This is a genomic window from Frankia sp. ACN1ag, assembly GCF_001414035.1.
Taxonomy (GTDB): Bacteria; Actinomycetota; Actinomycetes; order Frankiales; family Frankiaceae; genus Frankia; species Frankia torreyi.
In genome coordinates, this window is sequence record NZ_LJPA01000005.1 from 33,863 (window position 1) to 49,989 (window position 16,127).

Annotated in this window: 11 protein-coding genes and 1 pseudogene; 8 read left to right on the top strand and 4 right to left on the bottom strand. The window is 71.8% G+C overall.

Annotated elements, in window-relative coordinates; translation table 11 throughout:
• Positions 1-5 precede the first annotated feature (5 nt).
• The 5 genes from UK82_RS05530 to UK82_RS05550 all read left to right on the top strand — a co-directional run bounded on the left by UK82_RS05530 (position 6) and on the right by UK82_RS05550 (position 8,484).
• Entirely contained in the window at positions 6-2,105 is a 2,100-nt protein-coding gene (locus tag UK82_RS05530; protein ID WP_044887496.1) for an APC family permease, read from the top strand.
• Entirely contained in the window at positions 2,102-3,778 is a 1,677-nt protein-coding gene (locus tag UK82_RS05535; RefSeq protein WP_083507070.1) for a TRAM domain-containing protein, read from the top strand. Before UK82_RS05530 ends, UK82_RS05535 begins: the two co-directional genes overlap by 4 nt.
• 157 nt (positions 3,779-3,935) lie before the next feature.
• Positions 3,936-5,906: a 1-deoxy-D-xylulose-5-phosphate synthase gene (gene dxs / locus UK82_RS05540; protein ID WP_044887497.1), complete on the top strand. Its 1,971-nt coding sequence runs from the start codon at positions 3,936-3,938 to the stop codon at positions 5,904-5,906.
• Between the two features lie 146 nt (positions 5,907-6,052).
• Positions 6,053-7,120, top strand: a complete 1,068-nt coding sequence (locus UK82_RS05545) for a lysylphosphatidylglycerol synthase transmembrane domain-containing protein (protein ID WP_055406537.1) — start codon at positions 6,053-6,055, stop codon at positions 7,118-7,120.
• A gap of 551 nt (positions 7,121-7,671) precedes the next feature.
• Positions 7,672-8,484: a hypothetical protein gene (locus UK82_RS05550; protein ID WP_152989804.1), complete on the top strand. Its 813-nt coding sequence runs from the start codon at positions 7,672-7,674 to the stop codon at positions 8,482-8,484.
• Here the strand turns inward: UK82_RS05550 and UK82_RS05555 are convergent.
• The 3 genes and pseudogenes from UK82_RS05555 to UK82_RS05560 form a co-directional block, all read right to left on the bottom strand.
• Positions 8,407-9,874, bottom strand: a 1,468-nt coding sequence (locus tag UK82_RS05555; RefSeq protein WP_236705550.1) for a DHA2 family efflux MFS transporter permease subunit, incomplete at its 5' end; no start/stop codon positions are given. The genes UK82_RS05550 and UK82_RS05555 overlap by 78 nt on opposite strands.
• A gap of 1 nt (position 9,875) precedes the next feature.
• Positions 9,876-9,975, bottom strand: a pseudogene (locus tag UK82_RS35970) (hypothetical protein); the annotation flags it as partial.
• A 124-nt stretch (positions 9,976-10,099) separates the two neighbouring features.
• Entirely contained in the window at positions 10,100-10,723 is a 624-nt protein-coding gene (locus tag UK82_RS05560; protein WP_313949787.1) for a TetR/AcrR family transcriptional regulator, read from the bottom strand.
• Between the two features lie 281 nt (positions 10,724-11,004).
• On the opposite strand from UK82_RS05560, the gene UK82_RS05565 reads away from it, so the two are divergent.
• Genes UK82_RS05565 through UK82_RS05570 form a run of 3 tightly spaced genes read left to right on the top strand, consistent with a single transcriptional unit; the run spans position 11,005 to position 13,922 of the window.
• Positions 11,005-12,453 carry a DUF262 domain-containing protein gene (locus tag UK82_RS05565; protein WP_236705578.1) on the top strand — a complete coding sequence of 483 codons (1,449 nt, stop codon included), beginning with the start codon at positions 11,005-11,007 and terminating at the stop codon, positions 12,451-12,453.
• Between the two features lies 1 nt (position 12,454).
• The gene (locus UK82_RS32420; protein WP_152989806.1) at positions 12,455-12,655 is read left to right on the top strand and encodes a hypothetical protein; all 201 of its coding nucleotides are present in this window, start codon (positions 12,455-12,457) and stop codon (positions 12,653-12,655) included.
• 4 nt (positions 12,656-12,659) lie between these two features.
• A complete protein-coding gene (locus UK82_RS05570) occupies positions 12,660-13,922 on the top strand; it encodes a type II toxin-antitoxin system HipA family toxin (protein WP_055406541.1) in 1,263 nt (420 codons plus the stop codon).
• A gap of 9 nt (positions 13,923-13,931) precedes the next feature.
• Here the strand turns inward: UK82_RS05570 and UK82_RS05575 are convergent, their stop codons facing one another.
• Entirely contained in the window at positions 13,932-16,118 is a 2,187-nt protein-coding gene (locus tag UK82_RS05575) for a 3-hydroxyacyl-CoA dehydrogenase NAD-binding domain-containing protein (RefSeq protein WP_044883534.1), read from the bottom strand.
• Between the last annotated feature and the right edge of the window lie 9 nt (positions 16,119-16,127).

Sequence of the window (16,127 nt, forward strand, 5' to 3'; positions counted from 1 at the left end):
GCCGCGTGGCGCTCACGGACCGCCTGAAGCGCGGTTTCGTCGGTCGACCGATCGGGAGCGACCGGCTCGGGGAGACATTGCTCTCCAAACGCGTCGCGTTGCCCGTTTTCGCGAGTGACGCCCTGTCGTCGGTCTCCTACGCAACAGAGGAGATCCTGCTCGTCCTGTCGCTGGGCGGGTTGGCCTTCTACCACCTCTCGCCCTGGCTGGCCGGCGCCGTCATCGTGCTCATGCTGACGGTGGTCGCCTCCTATCGGCAGAACGTGCACGCCTACCCGAGCGGCGGCGGCGACTACGAGGTCGTCTCGACCAACCTCGGCCCCCGCGCCGGCCTGCTCGTCGGCAGCGCCCTGCTCGTCGACTACGTCCTGACGGTCGCCGTGTCGGTGTCGGCGGGTGTCGCGAACCTGACATCGGCGGTCACCGGGCTGGCTCCGCACAAGGTCATCATCGCCGTCGTCATCGTCATCGTGCTGACGATGATGAACCTGCGGGGCGTGCGCGAGTCCGGGACCGCCTTCGCCATCCCGACCTACGGCTTCGTGGCCGGCATCGCCGTGATGATCGTAACCGGCCTGATCAAGACGGCCTTCGGCCACACCCCGCGGGCCGAGAGCGCGGGCTACCACGTGGTCGCCGAGCACGACTACGCCGGGTTCGCCCTGGCGTTCCTGGTGCTGCGGGCGTTCGCCTCGGGCTGCACGGCGCTGACCGGGGTCGAGGCGATCAGCAACGGCGTGCCCGCGTTCCGGAAGCCCAAGAGCCGCAACGCCGCGACCACCCTGCTGCTCATGGGCGTCATCGCGGTCGCCATGTTCGCCGGCGTCACCGCCCTGGCCCTGATCTCGGACGTGCACGTCGCCGAGCACACCAAGGACCTCGTCGGGGCCAGCGGCGAGCAGCCGACGGTCATCGCCCAGGTCGCCGCCGCCGTCTTCGGCGACGGCTCGCCCGGCTTCGTCTACATCGCCACGGTCACCACGCTCATCCTCATGCTCGCCGCGAACACCGCCTTCAACGGCTTCCCGGTGCTGGGCTCGATCCTCGCGCGTGACGGCTACCTGCCTCGCCAGCTCCACACCCGCGGCGACCGGCTGGCCTATTCCAACGGGATCGTCCTGCTGGCCGGCTTCGCGGTCGTGCTGATCGTCACGTACCACGCGCAGGTCACCGCCCTGATCCAGCTCTACATCCTCGGGGTGTTCATCTCGTTCACCCTGAGCCAGACGGGGATGGTGCGGCACTGGGCGCGCATCCTGCGCTCGACCGGCCCGTCGGCACCCGACCCCGCCGGCCGCCGACGGATCCGCCGTTCCCAGACGATCAACTTCATCGGCGCCTGCCTCACCGGCACCGTGCTGGTTCTCGTGCTCGTCACGAAGTTCACCCACGGCGCCTGGATCGTCTGCCTGGCCATCCCGATCATCTTTCTCGGCATGCGGGGGATCCGGGGCCACTACGACCGGGTCGCCGTCGAGCTCACCCCGGAGCCGGGCCCCCCGACCCTGCCCTCGAGGATCCGGGCCGTGGTCCTCGTCAGCAAGATCCACGCACCGACGCTGCGGGCGCTGGCCTACGCCAAGGCGTCCCGGCCGCACAGCCTCGTCGCGCTCACCGTCGCCGTGGACCAGGCCGACGCCGACCGGCTGCGCGACGCGTGGGCGGAACGCGGCATCAGCATCGATCTGGTGGTGCTCGCCTCCCCCTACCGGGAGGTCACCCGGCCGGTGCTGGACTACGTCGCTCGGATCCGGCGGGAAAGCCCCCGCGACGTCGTGGCCGTCTACGTCCCGGAGTACGTCGTCGGTCACTGGTGGGAGCACCTGCTGCACAACCAGAGCGCGCTGCGGCTCAAGGCCCGGCTGCTGTTCCAGCCCGGTGTGATGGTCACCAGCGTGCCGTGGCAGCTCGCCTCGTCCAGCGGCGCGGAGCGGCGGGTGGAGCGGACCGGCGCGGGCGCCGTGCGCCGCGGCCGGGCCGCCCTGCCTGGACCCGTTGGCGGCCCGCCCACCCTGGAGCCGACCCGCGGGTCGACGGGCGCGGCGGGCTCCACCGGCGCGGTCGGCCCCGCCGATGTCGGGTCGCCGCCGGCGGAGCGGGAGTGAGCCCCGCTCGCCGCCGGCCGGCCGTCGCCGCCCCCGCCGCCGGCTCGGCGGGGAAGTCCGCCGGCTCGACGAGGGGCGTCGCCGAGGCTGCGACCGCGGTGGGGTCGATCATCGAGCTGGTGGTGGGGCAGGTGGCCCACGGCGGGTTCTGCGTGGCGCGCGCGGGCGGGCGGGTCGTGTTCGTGCGGCACGCGCTGCCCGGGGAGCGGGTCCGGGCCCGGGTCACCGACGACTCCCACGACCGCTACTGGCGCGCCGACGCCGTCGACGTCCTCACCCCTGCTCCGCAGCGGGTGGCGGCTCCCTGCCCGCATGCCGGTCCCGGCGCCTGCGGGGGCTGCGACTGGCAGCATGCCGACCTCGCGGCGCAGCGCCGGGGCAAGGCCGAGGTGATCGCGGAGGCCCTGCGCCGGTTCGGCGGCCTGGACGCCGAGGCAGACCCCGAGGCCCACCCCGCACCCGGCTCGCCCGCCGCACCCGGCTCGCCCGCCGCACCCGGCTCGCCCGCCGCACCCGTCCCGCCCGCCGCGCCTCGTGCGGCCGCTGTGCCTGCGGACCGACCGGGGGAGGCCAGTACCCGACGCGGGCCCGTGCGAGTGATCGTCGAGACGGTGTCCGTTGACGGCGGGAGTGACCAGGCGGGGAGCGACCAGGGGGGGAGTGACCAGGCGGGGAGCGGTGCGGACGACGGCCTGGGCTGGCGGACCCGGATGCGCTTCGCCGTCACCGCGCAGGGCGAGATCGGACTGCGGGCCAGCCGTTCCCACGAGGTGGTCGCCACCCCGGACTGCCGCATCGCCCACCCGCTCGTGGCCGCGGCGCTGGCCGGGCGCCGGTTCCCCGGCGCCGACGCGGTCGAGGTCGCCGCGAGTCCCTCCACCGGTCAGGTGGCCGTCGCGGTACATCCGGCCGGGGCGGCGCCGGCGCCGGGCGAGGTCGTCGAGACGGTGGAGCAGCGGCGGTTCCAGCTCGGGCCGGACGTGTTCTGGCAGGTCCACCCGGGGGCCCCGCGGGTGCTGGTCGCCGCCGTGCGCGACGCGTTGCGGCCCGGTCCTGGCGAGACCGCGCTCGACCTGTATTCGGGGGCGGGCCTGTTCGCCGCGTTCCTCGCCGTCGACGTCGGCCCCGGCGGCCGCGTCGTCGCGATGGAGTCCGACGCCGCGGCGGTCGCCGCCGCCGCCCGCAGCCTCGCCGACCTGCCCGAGGTCTCGCTGCGCTCGGTGCGGGTCACCCCGGCGACGGTGCGCGGGGTGATCGGCAGCGGACCGACGGCCGGCCGCGTGGACATCGCCGTGCTGGACCCGCCGCGCACGGGGGCGGGGCCCGCCGTGATGGCCGCGCTGCTCGCCCACCACCCGCGTGCCGTCGCGTACGTCGCATGCGACCCGGTGGCCTTGGGCCGGGACCTGGCCGCCGCATCCGAGCTTGGTTACGAGCTGGTCTCGCTGCGTGCGTTCGACCTGTTTCCGATGACCGCGCACGTCGAATGCGTGGCCCTGCTGAAGCCGCGCGTCACCGAACCCGCTGTAACCGAAACCGTACGGCAGGTGGGACGCATCGCCGCCACCGGGACCGATCGCTCGGCTCCGCCGCCGCCCGGTCGCCCCGGCGTGTCGTCCGCGCGCCACGCCGGGGCGCGCGGTACGTCTGCGTACCCGCATCCCGACCAATAGTGTGCGAGTCGGGGGTGCATTTTACCCCGAGCAGGTCTATTGCCTCCTCATCCACGAGGAACTCACATGTCGTCAGCCCGTCTGCGAGCGCGCAGGGGAGCTGCGTAGACTTTGCCGGACCCGGACCGATCCCCTTTCGGGAGAGGGAGTTCACGCCGTGTCGCTTCTGTCCACGATCAGCTGTCCCCAGGACGTCAAGCGCCTCGACCATGAGGAGCTCGGCACCCTGGCGGCCGAGATCCGTGATTTCCTCATTCACGCCGTCGCGCGTACCGGAGGCCACCTCGGACCCAATCTCGGTGCCGTCGAGCTGACGCTGGCGATACACCGAGTGTTTGATTCGCCGTTTGACCGCATCCTCTGGGACACCGGCCACCAGTCGTATGTCCACAAGATTCTCACCGGTCGGTCGGGTGATTTCGACGGGCTGCGCCAGCGGGGCGGCCTTTCGGGCTACCCCAGCCGGGCCGAGTCCGAGCACGACATCATCGAGAACTCGCACGCCTCGACCGCCCTGTCCTACGCCGACGGGCTCTCGCGCGCCTACGCGCTGCGCGGGGAGGACCGGGCCGTCGTCGCGGTCGTCGGTGACGGCGCGCTGACCGGCGGCATGTGCTGGGAGGCCCTGAACAACATCGCGGCGGATGACCGCCCCGTCGTCGTCGTCGTCAACGACAACGGCCGGTCCTACGCGCCGACGATCGGCGGCCTCGCCGACCATCTGGCCGCCCTGCGCTTGGCCCCCGAGTACGAGCAGGTCCTCGACGTCGTCAAGCAGGTCCTCGGCCGCACGCCGCTGGTCGGCGCGCCGCTGTTCGACGCGCTGCACGGCATCAAGAAGGGCATCAAGGACGTCGTCCAGCCGCAGGGGATGTTCGAGGACCTCGGGCTGAAGTACGTCGGCCCGGTCGACGGTCATGACGTCGTCGCGGTCGAGTCCGCCCTGCGCCGCGCCCGCGACTTCGGCGGGCCGGTCATCGTCCACTGCGTCACCCGCAAGGGCTTCGGCTACCCGCCGGCCGAGCAGGACGACGCCGACAACTTCCACGGCGTCGGCGTCATCGACCCGGTCACCGGCAAGCCGGTGTCCACGTCGAAGACCACGAGCTGGACGAACATCTTCTCCGAGGAGATCGTTCAGCTCGGCGCCGAGCGGCCCGACGTGGTCACCCTGACGGCCGCGATGCTCCAGCCGGTCGGCCTCGGCCCGTTCGCCAAGGCGTACCCGGACCGGGTGTTCGACGTCGGCATCGCCGAGCAGCACGCCGTCACCTCGGCCGCCGGGCTCGCCATGGGCGGGCTCAAGCCGGTCGTGTGTCTGTACGCGACGTTCCTCAACCGTGCCTTCGACCAGGTCCTGATGGACGTCGCCCTGCACAACCAGCCGGTGACGTTCGTGCTCGACCGGGCCGGGGTGACCGGTGAGGACGGCGCGTCGCACAACGGCATGTGGGACATGTCGTTCCTGCAGGTCGTCCCCGGCCTCGCGATCGCCGCCCCCCGGGACGCGCCGACCCTGCGCGCCGAGCTGCGGGAGGCCGTCGAGACCACCGACAAGCCGACCGTGGTCCGCTTCCCCAAGGGCAAGGTGGCCGCGGACGTGCCGGCGATCGACACCATCGGCGGGGTGGACGTGCTGTTCCGCTCGCCGGCGGTGGCCCAGCGCCGCGAGGTGCTGCTCGTCTCGGTGGGCGCGATGGCCGCCACCTGCCTGGAGGTGGCGCGGCTGGTCGCCAGCCAGGGCATCGGCATCACCGTCGTCGACCCCCGGTGGGTCAAGCCGCTGCCCACCGTGCTGGTGGACCTGGCCCGGGACCACGACCTGGTCGTCACCGTCGAGGACAACGGCCGGGTCGGCGGGGTCGGGTCGTCGCTGGCCCAGCTCCTGCGCGACGCCGACGTCGACGTCCCACTGCGTGACTTCGGCATCGCCCAGCGCTTCCTCGACCACGCCAAGCGCGACGAGATCATCGCCGAGGTCGGCCTCGCCCCCCAGGACCTCGCCCGCAAGGTCGTCGAGGCCATCGCGAAGCGTCAGCCCGCGCTGGAGGGCGACCCGGCCGCGGACGCCGACCAGGCCTCCCCGGGCGCGCAGCGTACCGGCGAGCAGGTCGCCGACCAGCACTGATCGTCGCTGCCCACCGCGTCTCGCGGATTCGGCGCCCCACCACCGGCACCCCCGGCGGTGGGGCGCCGCCGTCTGCGCGCCGCCCGACGGGGCCGGTCCCGGGGGTCGGCGCACCGACGGCCGGGATCCCGGCCTAGGCTGGCCCGGTGGGTCAGCACACCGCGTCGGCCGAGCCGGCGGCCGTCTCCGCGCGCCGGTCCGGGCGCGGCCCGCGCTGGTGGCTCGTGCGCGGCGCGCTGCTGGTGGCCCTCGGCCTGCTGGCGGTGGCCCTGGTCAGCCAGTGGAACGACGTGCGGGACTCGTTCCGCCTGCTCACCGTCGGCAGCGTCGTCGCCTCGGGGGTCGCGACCGTCCTCGCCGTCGGGACGACGGTGCTGTCCTGGCGGGCGTTGCTGGCCGGGCTCGGCGCCGAACTGCCGCTGCGGGCGGCGGTACGGATCTTCTTCGTGGGTCAGATCGGGAAGTACATCCCGGGCAGCGTGTGGCCGGTCCTCGCTCAGATGGAGCTTTCCCGCGACTACGGCATCTCCCGGCCGAAGGCGGCCTCGGCGAGCCTGGTCGTGCTGGCCCTCGCCGTTCCCAGCGGGGGTCTCGCCGCCGCGGTCACCCTCCCGTTCGTCTCCGCCGACGCGCTCGCGCGCTACTGGTGGGCGCTGGCCGCCGTCCCGGTGTTCGCCGTCGTGCTCTACCCGTCGGTGCTGTCCCGGCTGCTGGCGCTGGGATTCCGGCTGCTGCGCCGCGCGCCGCTCGACGAGCCGCTGACGCTGCGCCCCATCGCCGCCGGCGCCGGCTGGCTGCTGGTCAGCTTCTGCTGGTACGGCCTGGCGACCTGGCTGCTCGTGCGCGATCTCGATCCCGAGGTCGGCGGAGGGCGGCTGCTGCTGCTCTCGGTCGGCGCCTACGCCCTGGCCTGGACCGCCGGCTTCCTGGTGCTGGTGGTTCCGGCCGGCGCGGGGGTCCGCGAGGCGGTGCTCGTGCTCGCGCTCGCGCCCGCCGTCGCGGGCGGTCCCGCCACGCTCGTCGCCCTGGTTGCCCGGCTGTTGGCCACCGTGGCCGACCTGGTGTGGGCCGGCGTCGGCGTGGCCCTGCGCGGGCGGGGCGCGCCGATTCCCGCCACGTCCCCGGAACCTGGTCCGGATGCCGGGCCCGGGCCCGGGGCGCCGCCGGGGGAGCGTGCCGCCGACCCTCTGCCGGACCCGGCGACGCGCCGCTAGCCGAGCAGGCGGCGCCTGCGTCGAGCCGCCGGTGCCCCGTCCGCCCCCGTGGGATCTCCTCGCCCCCGCCCACGCTGCCCATACGGGCAGGATGATGTGATGGGCGGCGGGGCGACCGGATCGAGAACCGACGGTTCGACCGGCCACGAGGGAGACGTATGAACGGCCAGGGCAGCGAGAACCCGTCCGGTCGGCGGGAGCCGGGCGCCGAGGACGCTGACCCGGCGGACACGACCGGGCCCCTGGGCCCCTGGGCCCCGCCCGCGCCGCCCGCCGCTCCCTTCGCCGCGACCGCATCCGGACCGGGCTGGAGCCCGGCGCCCGCGGATCGGCCTGCCGGCCCACACCCGCTCCTGGCTGCGCAGATCCCCCGCCCGCAGCCGGCACCGCGGCGGTCGGGCACCGAACGCGGCACCGGGACCGCCTGGTCCTCGCCCCCCTCCGCCCCCGTGGGCGCGGCCCCTCCTGGCGCGGTGCCCCATGGCCCAGCCCCCACAGGTCCCGCTCCGGTGGGCCCGGTCCCCGTCGGTCCCGCCGGCGTCGGACCGCCCATGCGGCCGATCCCCGTCGGCGTGGGCGGGCCACCGAACATGGTGGCTCCCGCCGGACCACCCAGCGGGTTCGGACCCGGCGGGCCCGGACCCGGCGGGCCCGCGTCCCCGCCCCACGGCTGGGGCGGCCCGGTCTGGCCGGGCGGGCCGGCCGGGCCACCGGCCAGGCCACCGGGGGCACCGCCGCGCCGCGGGCCGGCCCGCTGGCTGATCCCGCTCGTCCTCGTGCTCGCCGTGGCCGTCGGCGCGGGCGGCACCGGCATCGTTCTGCTCACCCGGTCCGACAACGGCCCCGCCGAGGCCGTGCGGTCCTATCTCGGCGACGTCCGCGCCGGCCACTACGACGCCGCCTACGACCGGCTGTGCAGCTCGGTCCGGGGCAACCGGTCGGCCGTCGAGTACACGATCCTCATGCGGGCGCTCGACGGGATCAGCGGGGGCATCGCGTCGTTCGCCGTGCGGGGCGTGCAGACCCGCCATCCCGCCGCCGCCCAGACGATCCGGGAGGTTCAGGTCGACATCCGGCGCGGTGACGACCCGGCCAGCCGGGAGTCCTACCAGGTGGGCAGGGAGTCCGGCGGCTACTGTCTGCTCACCCCGGGCGCGCCCTTCACCGCCGGTGCCGGCGGCGGCACCGCGGACGGGCAGCCGCCGGGACCGTTCGGTGGGTTGCCGGACATCCCTGGGAGCGGTGGCTCGAGCGGTGGCCTGGGTGGCGGTTCGGGCGGCGATGGTTCAGGCGGTGGTGACTCGGGTGGTGGCTCCGGCCGCGGTGGCCTGGGCGACGGGAACCCGCCGGCCCGCGCCGCCTGATCCGCCGTCCGCCGACGCGGGGAGGTCGGTGGCACCGATCGCCGCGCCGCTGCCTACTCCCGCGGCCGGCTGCGCCGTCTCGGCCGGCCCTGCGTCCTCGGACGCCTCGTCGGCGGTCCCGGCGGCGAGGCCGCCACGCCTGGGGATGGACAGGGCGCAGAGCAGGGCGAGGGCGACGGCGATCACGCCCAGCCACAGCGCGGGCCGCGTCCCGTCGACGAACGCCGCCGGCGTGTCATAGCCGCCGCGGGCGGTGAAGACCGACGACAGCACCGCGATGCCGAGCACTCCACCGAGCTCGCGCAGGGCGTTGTTGGTGCCCGACGCGATGCCCTGCATCCGGGCGGGCACGACCCCGAGCGCGACGGTCGCGATCGGCACGAAGAACAGTGCCATGCCGACACCGGAGAGGATGAACGGCCCGATCAGTGCCGAGTTGAGCACCAGCGCGATCCAGGCGAGTCCGGCGGCGTTGAGCGCCAGCCCGCCGACCAGCAGCGGCCGGCCACCGATGCGGTCCGACACCGGCCCGGCGAGCGGCGCGATGAGCAGCGGCATCGCCGTCCACGGCAGGGTCCGCACGCCGGCCTGCAGCGGCGAGTAGCCGTAGACGTTCTGCAGCGCCTGGGCCAGCAGGAAGATCGAGCCGAACATACCCATCGAGAACAGCAGCGCGGTGGCGTTCACGGCCGCGAAGCCGCGGACGCGGAACAACCCCATCGGCAGCATCGGCGTCCCGCCCCGGCGGGCGACCCGAAGCTCCCAGGCGACGAACGCGGCGATGCCGAGGCCGCCGAGTACCAGCGCGCCGAGCACCGGGGTGCTCGTCCAGCCGTGCCCCTCCCCGCGGACGAGGCCGAAGGTGACGCCCGACAGCCCGGCGCTGATCAGCGCGGCGCCCGTGAGGTCGAGCCGGGACGAGCGGACCCGCGACTCGGCGAGCGCGCGCAGCCCGACGGGCAGCGCGACGAGGCCGATCGGCACGTTGACCCAGAAGATCCACTGCCAGCTCGCGCCCTCGGTGACCGCGCCGCCGATGAGCGGGCCGACCGCCACGGCCAGCCCCGTCATCGCCCCCCAGATGCCGAGGGCGGCGCCCCGGCGCTCCTCGGGCACGGCCGCGGCGAGCAGCGTGAGGGTCAGCGGCAGCACGAAGGCGGCGCCGACACCCTGTACGGCGCGGGCGGTGATGAGGACGCCGATCGACGGGGCGAGCGCGGCACCCGCGCTGCCCAGGGTGAACACGGCGAGACCGGCGAGGAACACCCGCCGGCGCCCGAGTCGGTCACCCAGGGCCGCCCCGGTGAGCAGCAGGACGGCAAACGGCAGGGTGTAGGCGTTCACCGTCCATTCCAGGCCTTCCAGACCAGCATCGAGATCCTCGCGGATCNGCGGGAGCGCCGTGGTGACCACCAGGTTGTCCAGGGACACCATGAACGCGGCCAGCGACGTCACGACGAGGGTCCAAGCGGTGCTGGGGCGTCGGGGCATGGCGGTTCTCCTTCCGTTTCTTGTGAGCACTCACTATCTTTGTCAGGTAGTAACCAGTCACTACCTTGGACCTGCGCGCCGGGCTATGGCCCGCCGGGAGCCGGCGTGCCGCGGTCGATCCGGATCAGGTGGGGTGGGGCTCCAGGGCGCCGGGCCCCGGAAGGTCGGGGCCCGGAAGGTCGGGGCCCGGCGCGTCGGGTCTCAGGGCGCTGGCGGCGGTCGAGCCCGGCGGTGCCACCATGCAGATCATCTGCGCCCACTGTTCGTCGAGGACGGCGAGGTCCATCGCCGCGATGATGTTGAACAGCATGCCGTAGGCGAAGAACAGCCGGATCTCGTCGGTCGGCAGGCCGGTGATGCGGACGACGTCGTCCCACAGCCGGTGGAAGCCGGTGCGGGTCGCGACCTGGACGTCCGGGTCGTAGCAGCCGGAGTAGGCCTGCAACTGGTTCAGCAGATACGTCGGGTCCGCCAGCAGTTCCTGGTAGGACTCCTTCATGGCGTCCAGCGCGGCCTCGCCGGTCAGCTCGCCGGCGGCCCGCTCGAAGTGGGTGGCGGTCCGGCGAAAGGTGTCCTCGATGACGGCGAGGAACAGCGCCTTCTTCGTCGGGTACAGCCGGAACAGGTACGGCTGGGAGATGCCGGCCCGCGCCGCGATCGACTCCGTCGAGGTGCCGGTCAGCCCGCCGTGGGCGAACTCCACGACGGCCGCGGCGAGCACGCTCGCCCGCCGCTGCTCGGCGCTCATCCGCCCACTGCCACCCTCAGTCCGTGTCCTCACACTGGCAAGGTAGTGGCCACTCACTACTTTGTCTAGCATGAGCCACTCGTCGTTGGCCCACAGCATCGGCCCGGGCCTCGGCGTCTCGGCAGGCCAGTAAGGTGATCATCACTCGCTGCGTCGTTGGGTCGAGACGAGTCCTCGTAGGGCAGTGTCGGGCGCGGGGCGGCCGTTCGCTCGTAACGTGAAGGATGGTTGCCATGTCGACCNACGGACTCGGCACCCAACCCAGTGCTACGACGTACGAGTTGGAGGATCTCGTCGCCCAGGCCTGGCAGGGTCGGGTCCGGGTCCCTCATTTCCAGCGTGACTTCCGCTGGGGAAGCCAGGATGTCGTCCGGCTTTTCGACAGCATCATCAAGGGATATCCAATCGGCAGCTTGCTGCTTTGGGTTCGGCATTCTGGTGTCGAGTCTGTCACGCTGGGGGAGTTGCGGATTGCAGCCCCAGAAGGTGAAAACACCTTCTGGGTCGTCGATGGTCAGCAGCGCATCACGAGTATTGCCAACGCGCTGCATCCCGAGGGGAACAGGCACAGCCCGTTCTCTGTGCACTACGACCTCAAGGCTCAGAAATTTGTTGATCGCCCCAGGGTGATGGACGATTATTACATACCCCTACCGATTTTGTTTGATCTCGTAGAGCTGATTGGCTGGTTCTCTGATTCGGGTCGGGGTGCCCGAGAGTATTTTCCTGTGGCGCAACGTATTGCAACGATGCTTCGCCAGTACAAGATCCCAGCCTACCTGGTCCGCCAGGACGACGAGGAAGTCCTTACCGACATCTTTGACCGAATGAACAACTTCGGCAAAAGGTTGAGTCGGGCCGAGATATTCTCCGCTCTGTTTGCCGGTCCAGAAGAGGGCTCGGCCCAACGCCTCTCGCTGTCGCGGATCGCTGAGCGCGTTGACGCGCAGACCGGGTTCGGCCTAATTGATGCAAACACGGTACTGCACTCGATACGCGCCAGGCGTGGCCCTGATCCTATGCGTGATATACGTGGCGAGTTTGCTGATGGTGACCGGCGGGTTACATCGGATTTCCCCGGCGAGTCGCAGGAATCGGCTTATGCCGAGAGCGAGGCGGCGCTTGTGCGAGCTGTCGCATTTCTGCAGCGGGACGCCGGTGTGCCGCATCTCTCCCTGCTGACATACAAGGCCCTGCTCGTCGTACTTGTTCGATTCTTTGCGCACTTTCCCGAACCTACCGAACGGAATCGGATCCTGCTCCGCCGTTTCTACTGGCGTGCGGCTGTGGGTGGTCCAACGGTGTTCAAGGGCAGCTTCACCCAGGTGAGCCGCATTCTCTGTGCTCTGGTCCGGCCGGGTCATGAAGAAACGTCGGTGCAGGAACTTGTCAAGTCGATGGATCGATCGGTGAGGGAGATTCCGAGCGCCGTGCGATTCCGCACGAACGAGGCGGTCGGGAAGATCATTCTATGCTCCTGGTGGTGGCTACAGCCCAGATCTCCGCTTTTACTGGTAAACGGTACAAAAAAACGATCTTTCGGAGCTGCTCGTCGAACAGTCGACGGCGGCGCTCGCGGTGCACCGTCTTTTCCCGCGCGGAGCCCGGAACGTCCAGCAGCTATGGGCTGCGGCCCGGCTCTTCATTCCGAGCCCGACGGAGTCCCTCGAAAGCTTCCTAGAGGCGGTGACCCGTCCATCCGTTTACCTGAACGGTCAGGACTGGGCTGACGTGCTCACTTCCTACTGTCTTGACGCAAACGTCGTCTCCCTTCTCGACCTTGGCCAGCGCGACGATTTTCTGCGCGCTCGGCAGGAAATCATAGAGAATAATCTTGATGTATTTCTTAATCGAATGACGGAGTGGAAGTTTGAGGACACCGCGCCGCTTGACTCTTTCGATATGGACGAGTTGACTGAGTCGGGCGAGTAGTGCGGTGACTCCGCCTGAGCATCACTATGCGGTACTGCTGCACGGACGGCACGTCGGGGTTCTGCGGCAGCGCGGGGACCACACGATGTTCACCTTCACCGAGGAGTATCTGAACGACGAGTCCCGTCCCGTCCTCGGTCTGCGATTCGAGGAGGATCTTCGCGGTCGGTATTCGGCTGCACTGCGCCTACCACGGTGGTTCTCGAACCTGCTGCCTGAGGGGCCGCTACGCGAGTGGATCGCGGCGGACCGGGATGTCGCGCTCGACCGGGAGATGGAACTGCTCGCCCAGGTCGGGCATGATCTCCCCGGCGCCGTCCAGGTTCTCCCGATGGAGGTCGCCGCGGAGGCCTTGGAGTGGCCTGCTGAGCGCCTGGACAGATCGATCGGAGCCTCTTCCGAGGCCACAGCGTCGCCGTGGCGATTCTCGCTGGCTGGGGTTGCGCTGAAGTTCTCGATGCTGGCCGCTGGTGATCGTCTTACCGCTCCCGCCCTGGGTGAGCACGGTGACTGGTTGGTCAAGTTTCCTGATCAGCGGTTCGGCGAGGTCCCGCTGAACGAGTTCGTGATGATGTCGCTCGCGGCCGAGGTGGGGCTCGACGTACCCGAGGTCCGGCTCGTCCACCGGGACGAGCTTCAAGGCCTGCCGTCCCGGATGTGGCTGAACTCCGAGGAATGGGCGTACGCGGTCCGTCGTTTCGACCGGCGCGGCGAAGGGAATCGGACAGCGATTCACATTGAGGACTTCGCCCAGGTCCGAGACAAGTATCCGGACGCGAAGTACGAGGGGACGTTCGAGACGGTGGCGGCGCTGGCCTACCGCGGCCGCGATCTGCTGGCACTGCAAGAATTTGGTCGCCGGCTGGCCTTGAACGTGCTGATCGGTAACGGGGACGCGCACCTGAAAAACTGGTCGCTGATCTACCTCGACGAACGCCGACCGACTCTCTCACCGGCCTACGATCTGGTCTCGACCGTCGTGTATGGCAGGCAGGGCGGGCACCTCGACGATCTCGGTCTCAAACTTGGGGGCAGCAAGCGGTTCGACTCTGTCCGACTCTCCTCTTTCGCGCGGCTCGAAGCGCGGCTCGATCGCCGTTTCGGGGTGACCGGGGCGGATCTGCGCGCAGTCGCGTCCGAGGTATGCGAGAAGCTCCCGGCGGCGTGGGAGCGCCACCGGGGCGCCTTCGCCCGCAGTACCGGGCTCGGCGCTGACATCGGGGAATGGATCAGCCGGATGCGAACGGCGCTGACCTCGGCGCGGTAGCCGCTGGAGTCAGCGGGGCGGGGTGGCGATGCCGGGTGGGGCGAAGCGTTCGCCGGTGACGGCCTCGCTGATGCCGGTGCGGTCCAGGTAGGGGGTGATCCCGCCGAGGTGGAACGGCCAGCCGGCGCCGAGGATCATGCACAGGTCGATGTCGGCGGCCTCGGCGACGACCTTCTCCGCGAGCATGAGGTGGATCTCCTCGGCGAGCGCCCGCAGGGCGGCCTCGCGCACCTCGGCGGCCGTGGGCGGCTGCGCCCCCGTGGCCGAACGCGGCGCCCCTGTGGCCGAACGCAGCGCCGCGGCGGCCTCGGGGTCGACGATCTGGGCGCCGTCCGGGCCGGTGGTGTAGACCGAGCCCCGGCCCGCCTCGACCAGCCGGGCGAGGCTCGTCGGCGCCCGGAACCGGTCCGGGAAGGTGGCGTGCAGGTTCTGCGCGACGTGCAGCGCCACCGCCGGGCCGACCAGCGACAGCAGGACGAGCGGCGACATCGGCAGCCCCAGGGGATCCAGGGCGTGGTCGACCTGTTCGATCGGCGTGCCCTGCTCCGCGGCGCCGAGCACCTCGCCGAGGAAGCGGGTAAGCAGCCGGTTCACGACGAACGCCGGCGCGTCCGCGACGAGCACGGCGTCCTTCTTCAGGGTCCGGGCGACCGCCAGGGTCGTGGCGACCGTCGCGTCGTCGGTGCGGGCGGCGCGGACCACCTCGACGAGCGGCAGCACGGACACCGGGTTGAAGAAGTGCAGGCCGGCGACCCGTTCGGGATGCTCCAGCCGCGCCGCCATCTCGGTGACCGACAGCGCCGAGGTGTTCGTCAGCAGCACCGTGGTGGGCGCCACGACGGCCTCCAGCTCGGCGAACACCGCCTGCTTGACCGCCAGGTCCTCGAAGACCGCCTCGATGACCAGGTCGGCATCGGCGAAGGCGTCCACGGTGCGCGAGCCGGTCACGTTCGCCTTGTAGCGGTTGGCCTGGTCGGGGGAGATCCGGTGGCGCAGCAGCAGGTTGTCGATCTCCCGGTGGACGTTCGCGACCCCGGCGTCGAGGCGGTCGGCGTCGATGTCGGTGAGCACCACCGGCACCTCCAGCCGGTGCGCGAACACGAGCGCGAGCTGGGCGGCCATCAGCCCGGCACCGACGACCCCGACCTTGGTGACCGGGCGGGCCAGCGCCGGATCCGGGCCGCCGGCCGGCCGCTTCGCCCGCTTCTGGACCAGGTCGAAGGCATACAGCCCGGCGGCGAGTTCGCCGCTGACCGACAGATCGGCCAGCGCCTGCGTCTCGGCGGCGAAGCCACTGTCGCGATCGGCGGTCTCGGCGAGCGCGATCAGATCGAGGGCCCGGTAGGCGGCCGGCGCGGCGCCGTGCAGCCTGGCGTCGGCGAGCGCCCGGCCGCGGGCGACGGCCTCGGCCCAGGCGTCGCCCCGCTGCACCGGGCGACGCTCGGCAACCGGGTCGATCTCCCCGCGCAGCACCCGGCCCACCCAGGCCAGCGCCTCCTCCAGGAAGTCGGCCGGCGCCAGCAGCACGTCCCCGATGCCCAGCTCGAACGCGGTGGACCCACGCAGGGTGCGGTTCTGGCTGAGCGCGTTGTCGACGATGACGGACACCGCCCGGTCGGCGCCGATCAGGTTCGGCAGCAACTGGGTGCCGCCCCAGGCCGGCACCAGGCCGAGGAACACCTCCGGGAAGGCGAGCGCGGGAATCCCGGTGGACAGCGCCCGGTAGTCGCAGTGCAGCGCCAGCTCCAGGCCGCCGCCCAGCGCCGCCCCGTTGACCAGCGCGAAGGTGGGTACCTTGCGCCCGGACTCGAGGTTGCGCCCGCCGAGGCGACCGGAGCCGAGCCGGGCGAAGGCGTCGTGCCCGAGCCGGCCGAGCGCGTCCAGCGACGGGCGCAGCCGGTCCGCCTCGGTGATCGACGACCGGAAGCCCAGGTCCGCCCCGACGCTGAAGATGAACGGCTTGCCGGTCACGGCGATCGCGGCGACCGGGGGGTCGTGCGCCTCGATCTCGTCGACGGCGGCGAGCAGCCGGCGCAGCCCGGCCGGGCCGAAGGTGCTCGGCCGGGTGTGATCGTGGCCGTTGTCGAGGGTGACGAGGGCGACCGGGCCGGCCACCCCGGGCAGCGTCACGTACCGGACGTGCGCGGCCGTGACGACCTCGTCCGGGTAGTCCAGGGTCACCTCGTCGATCGTCATGCCGCCCTC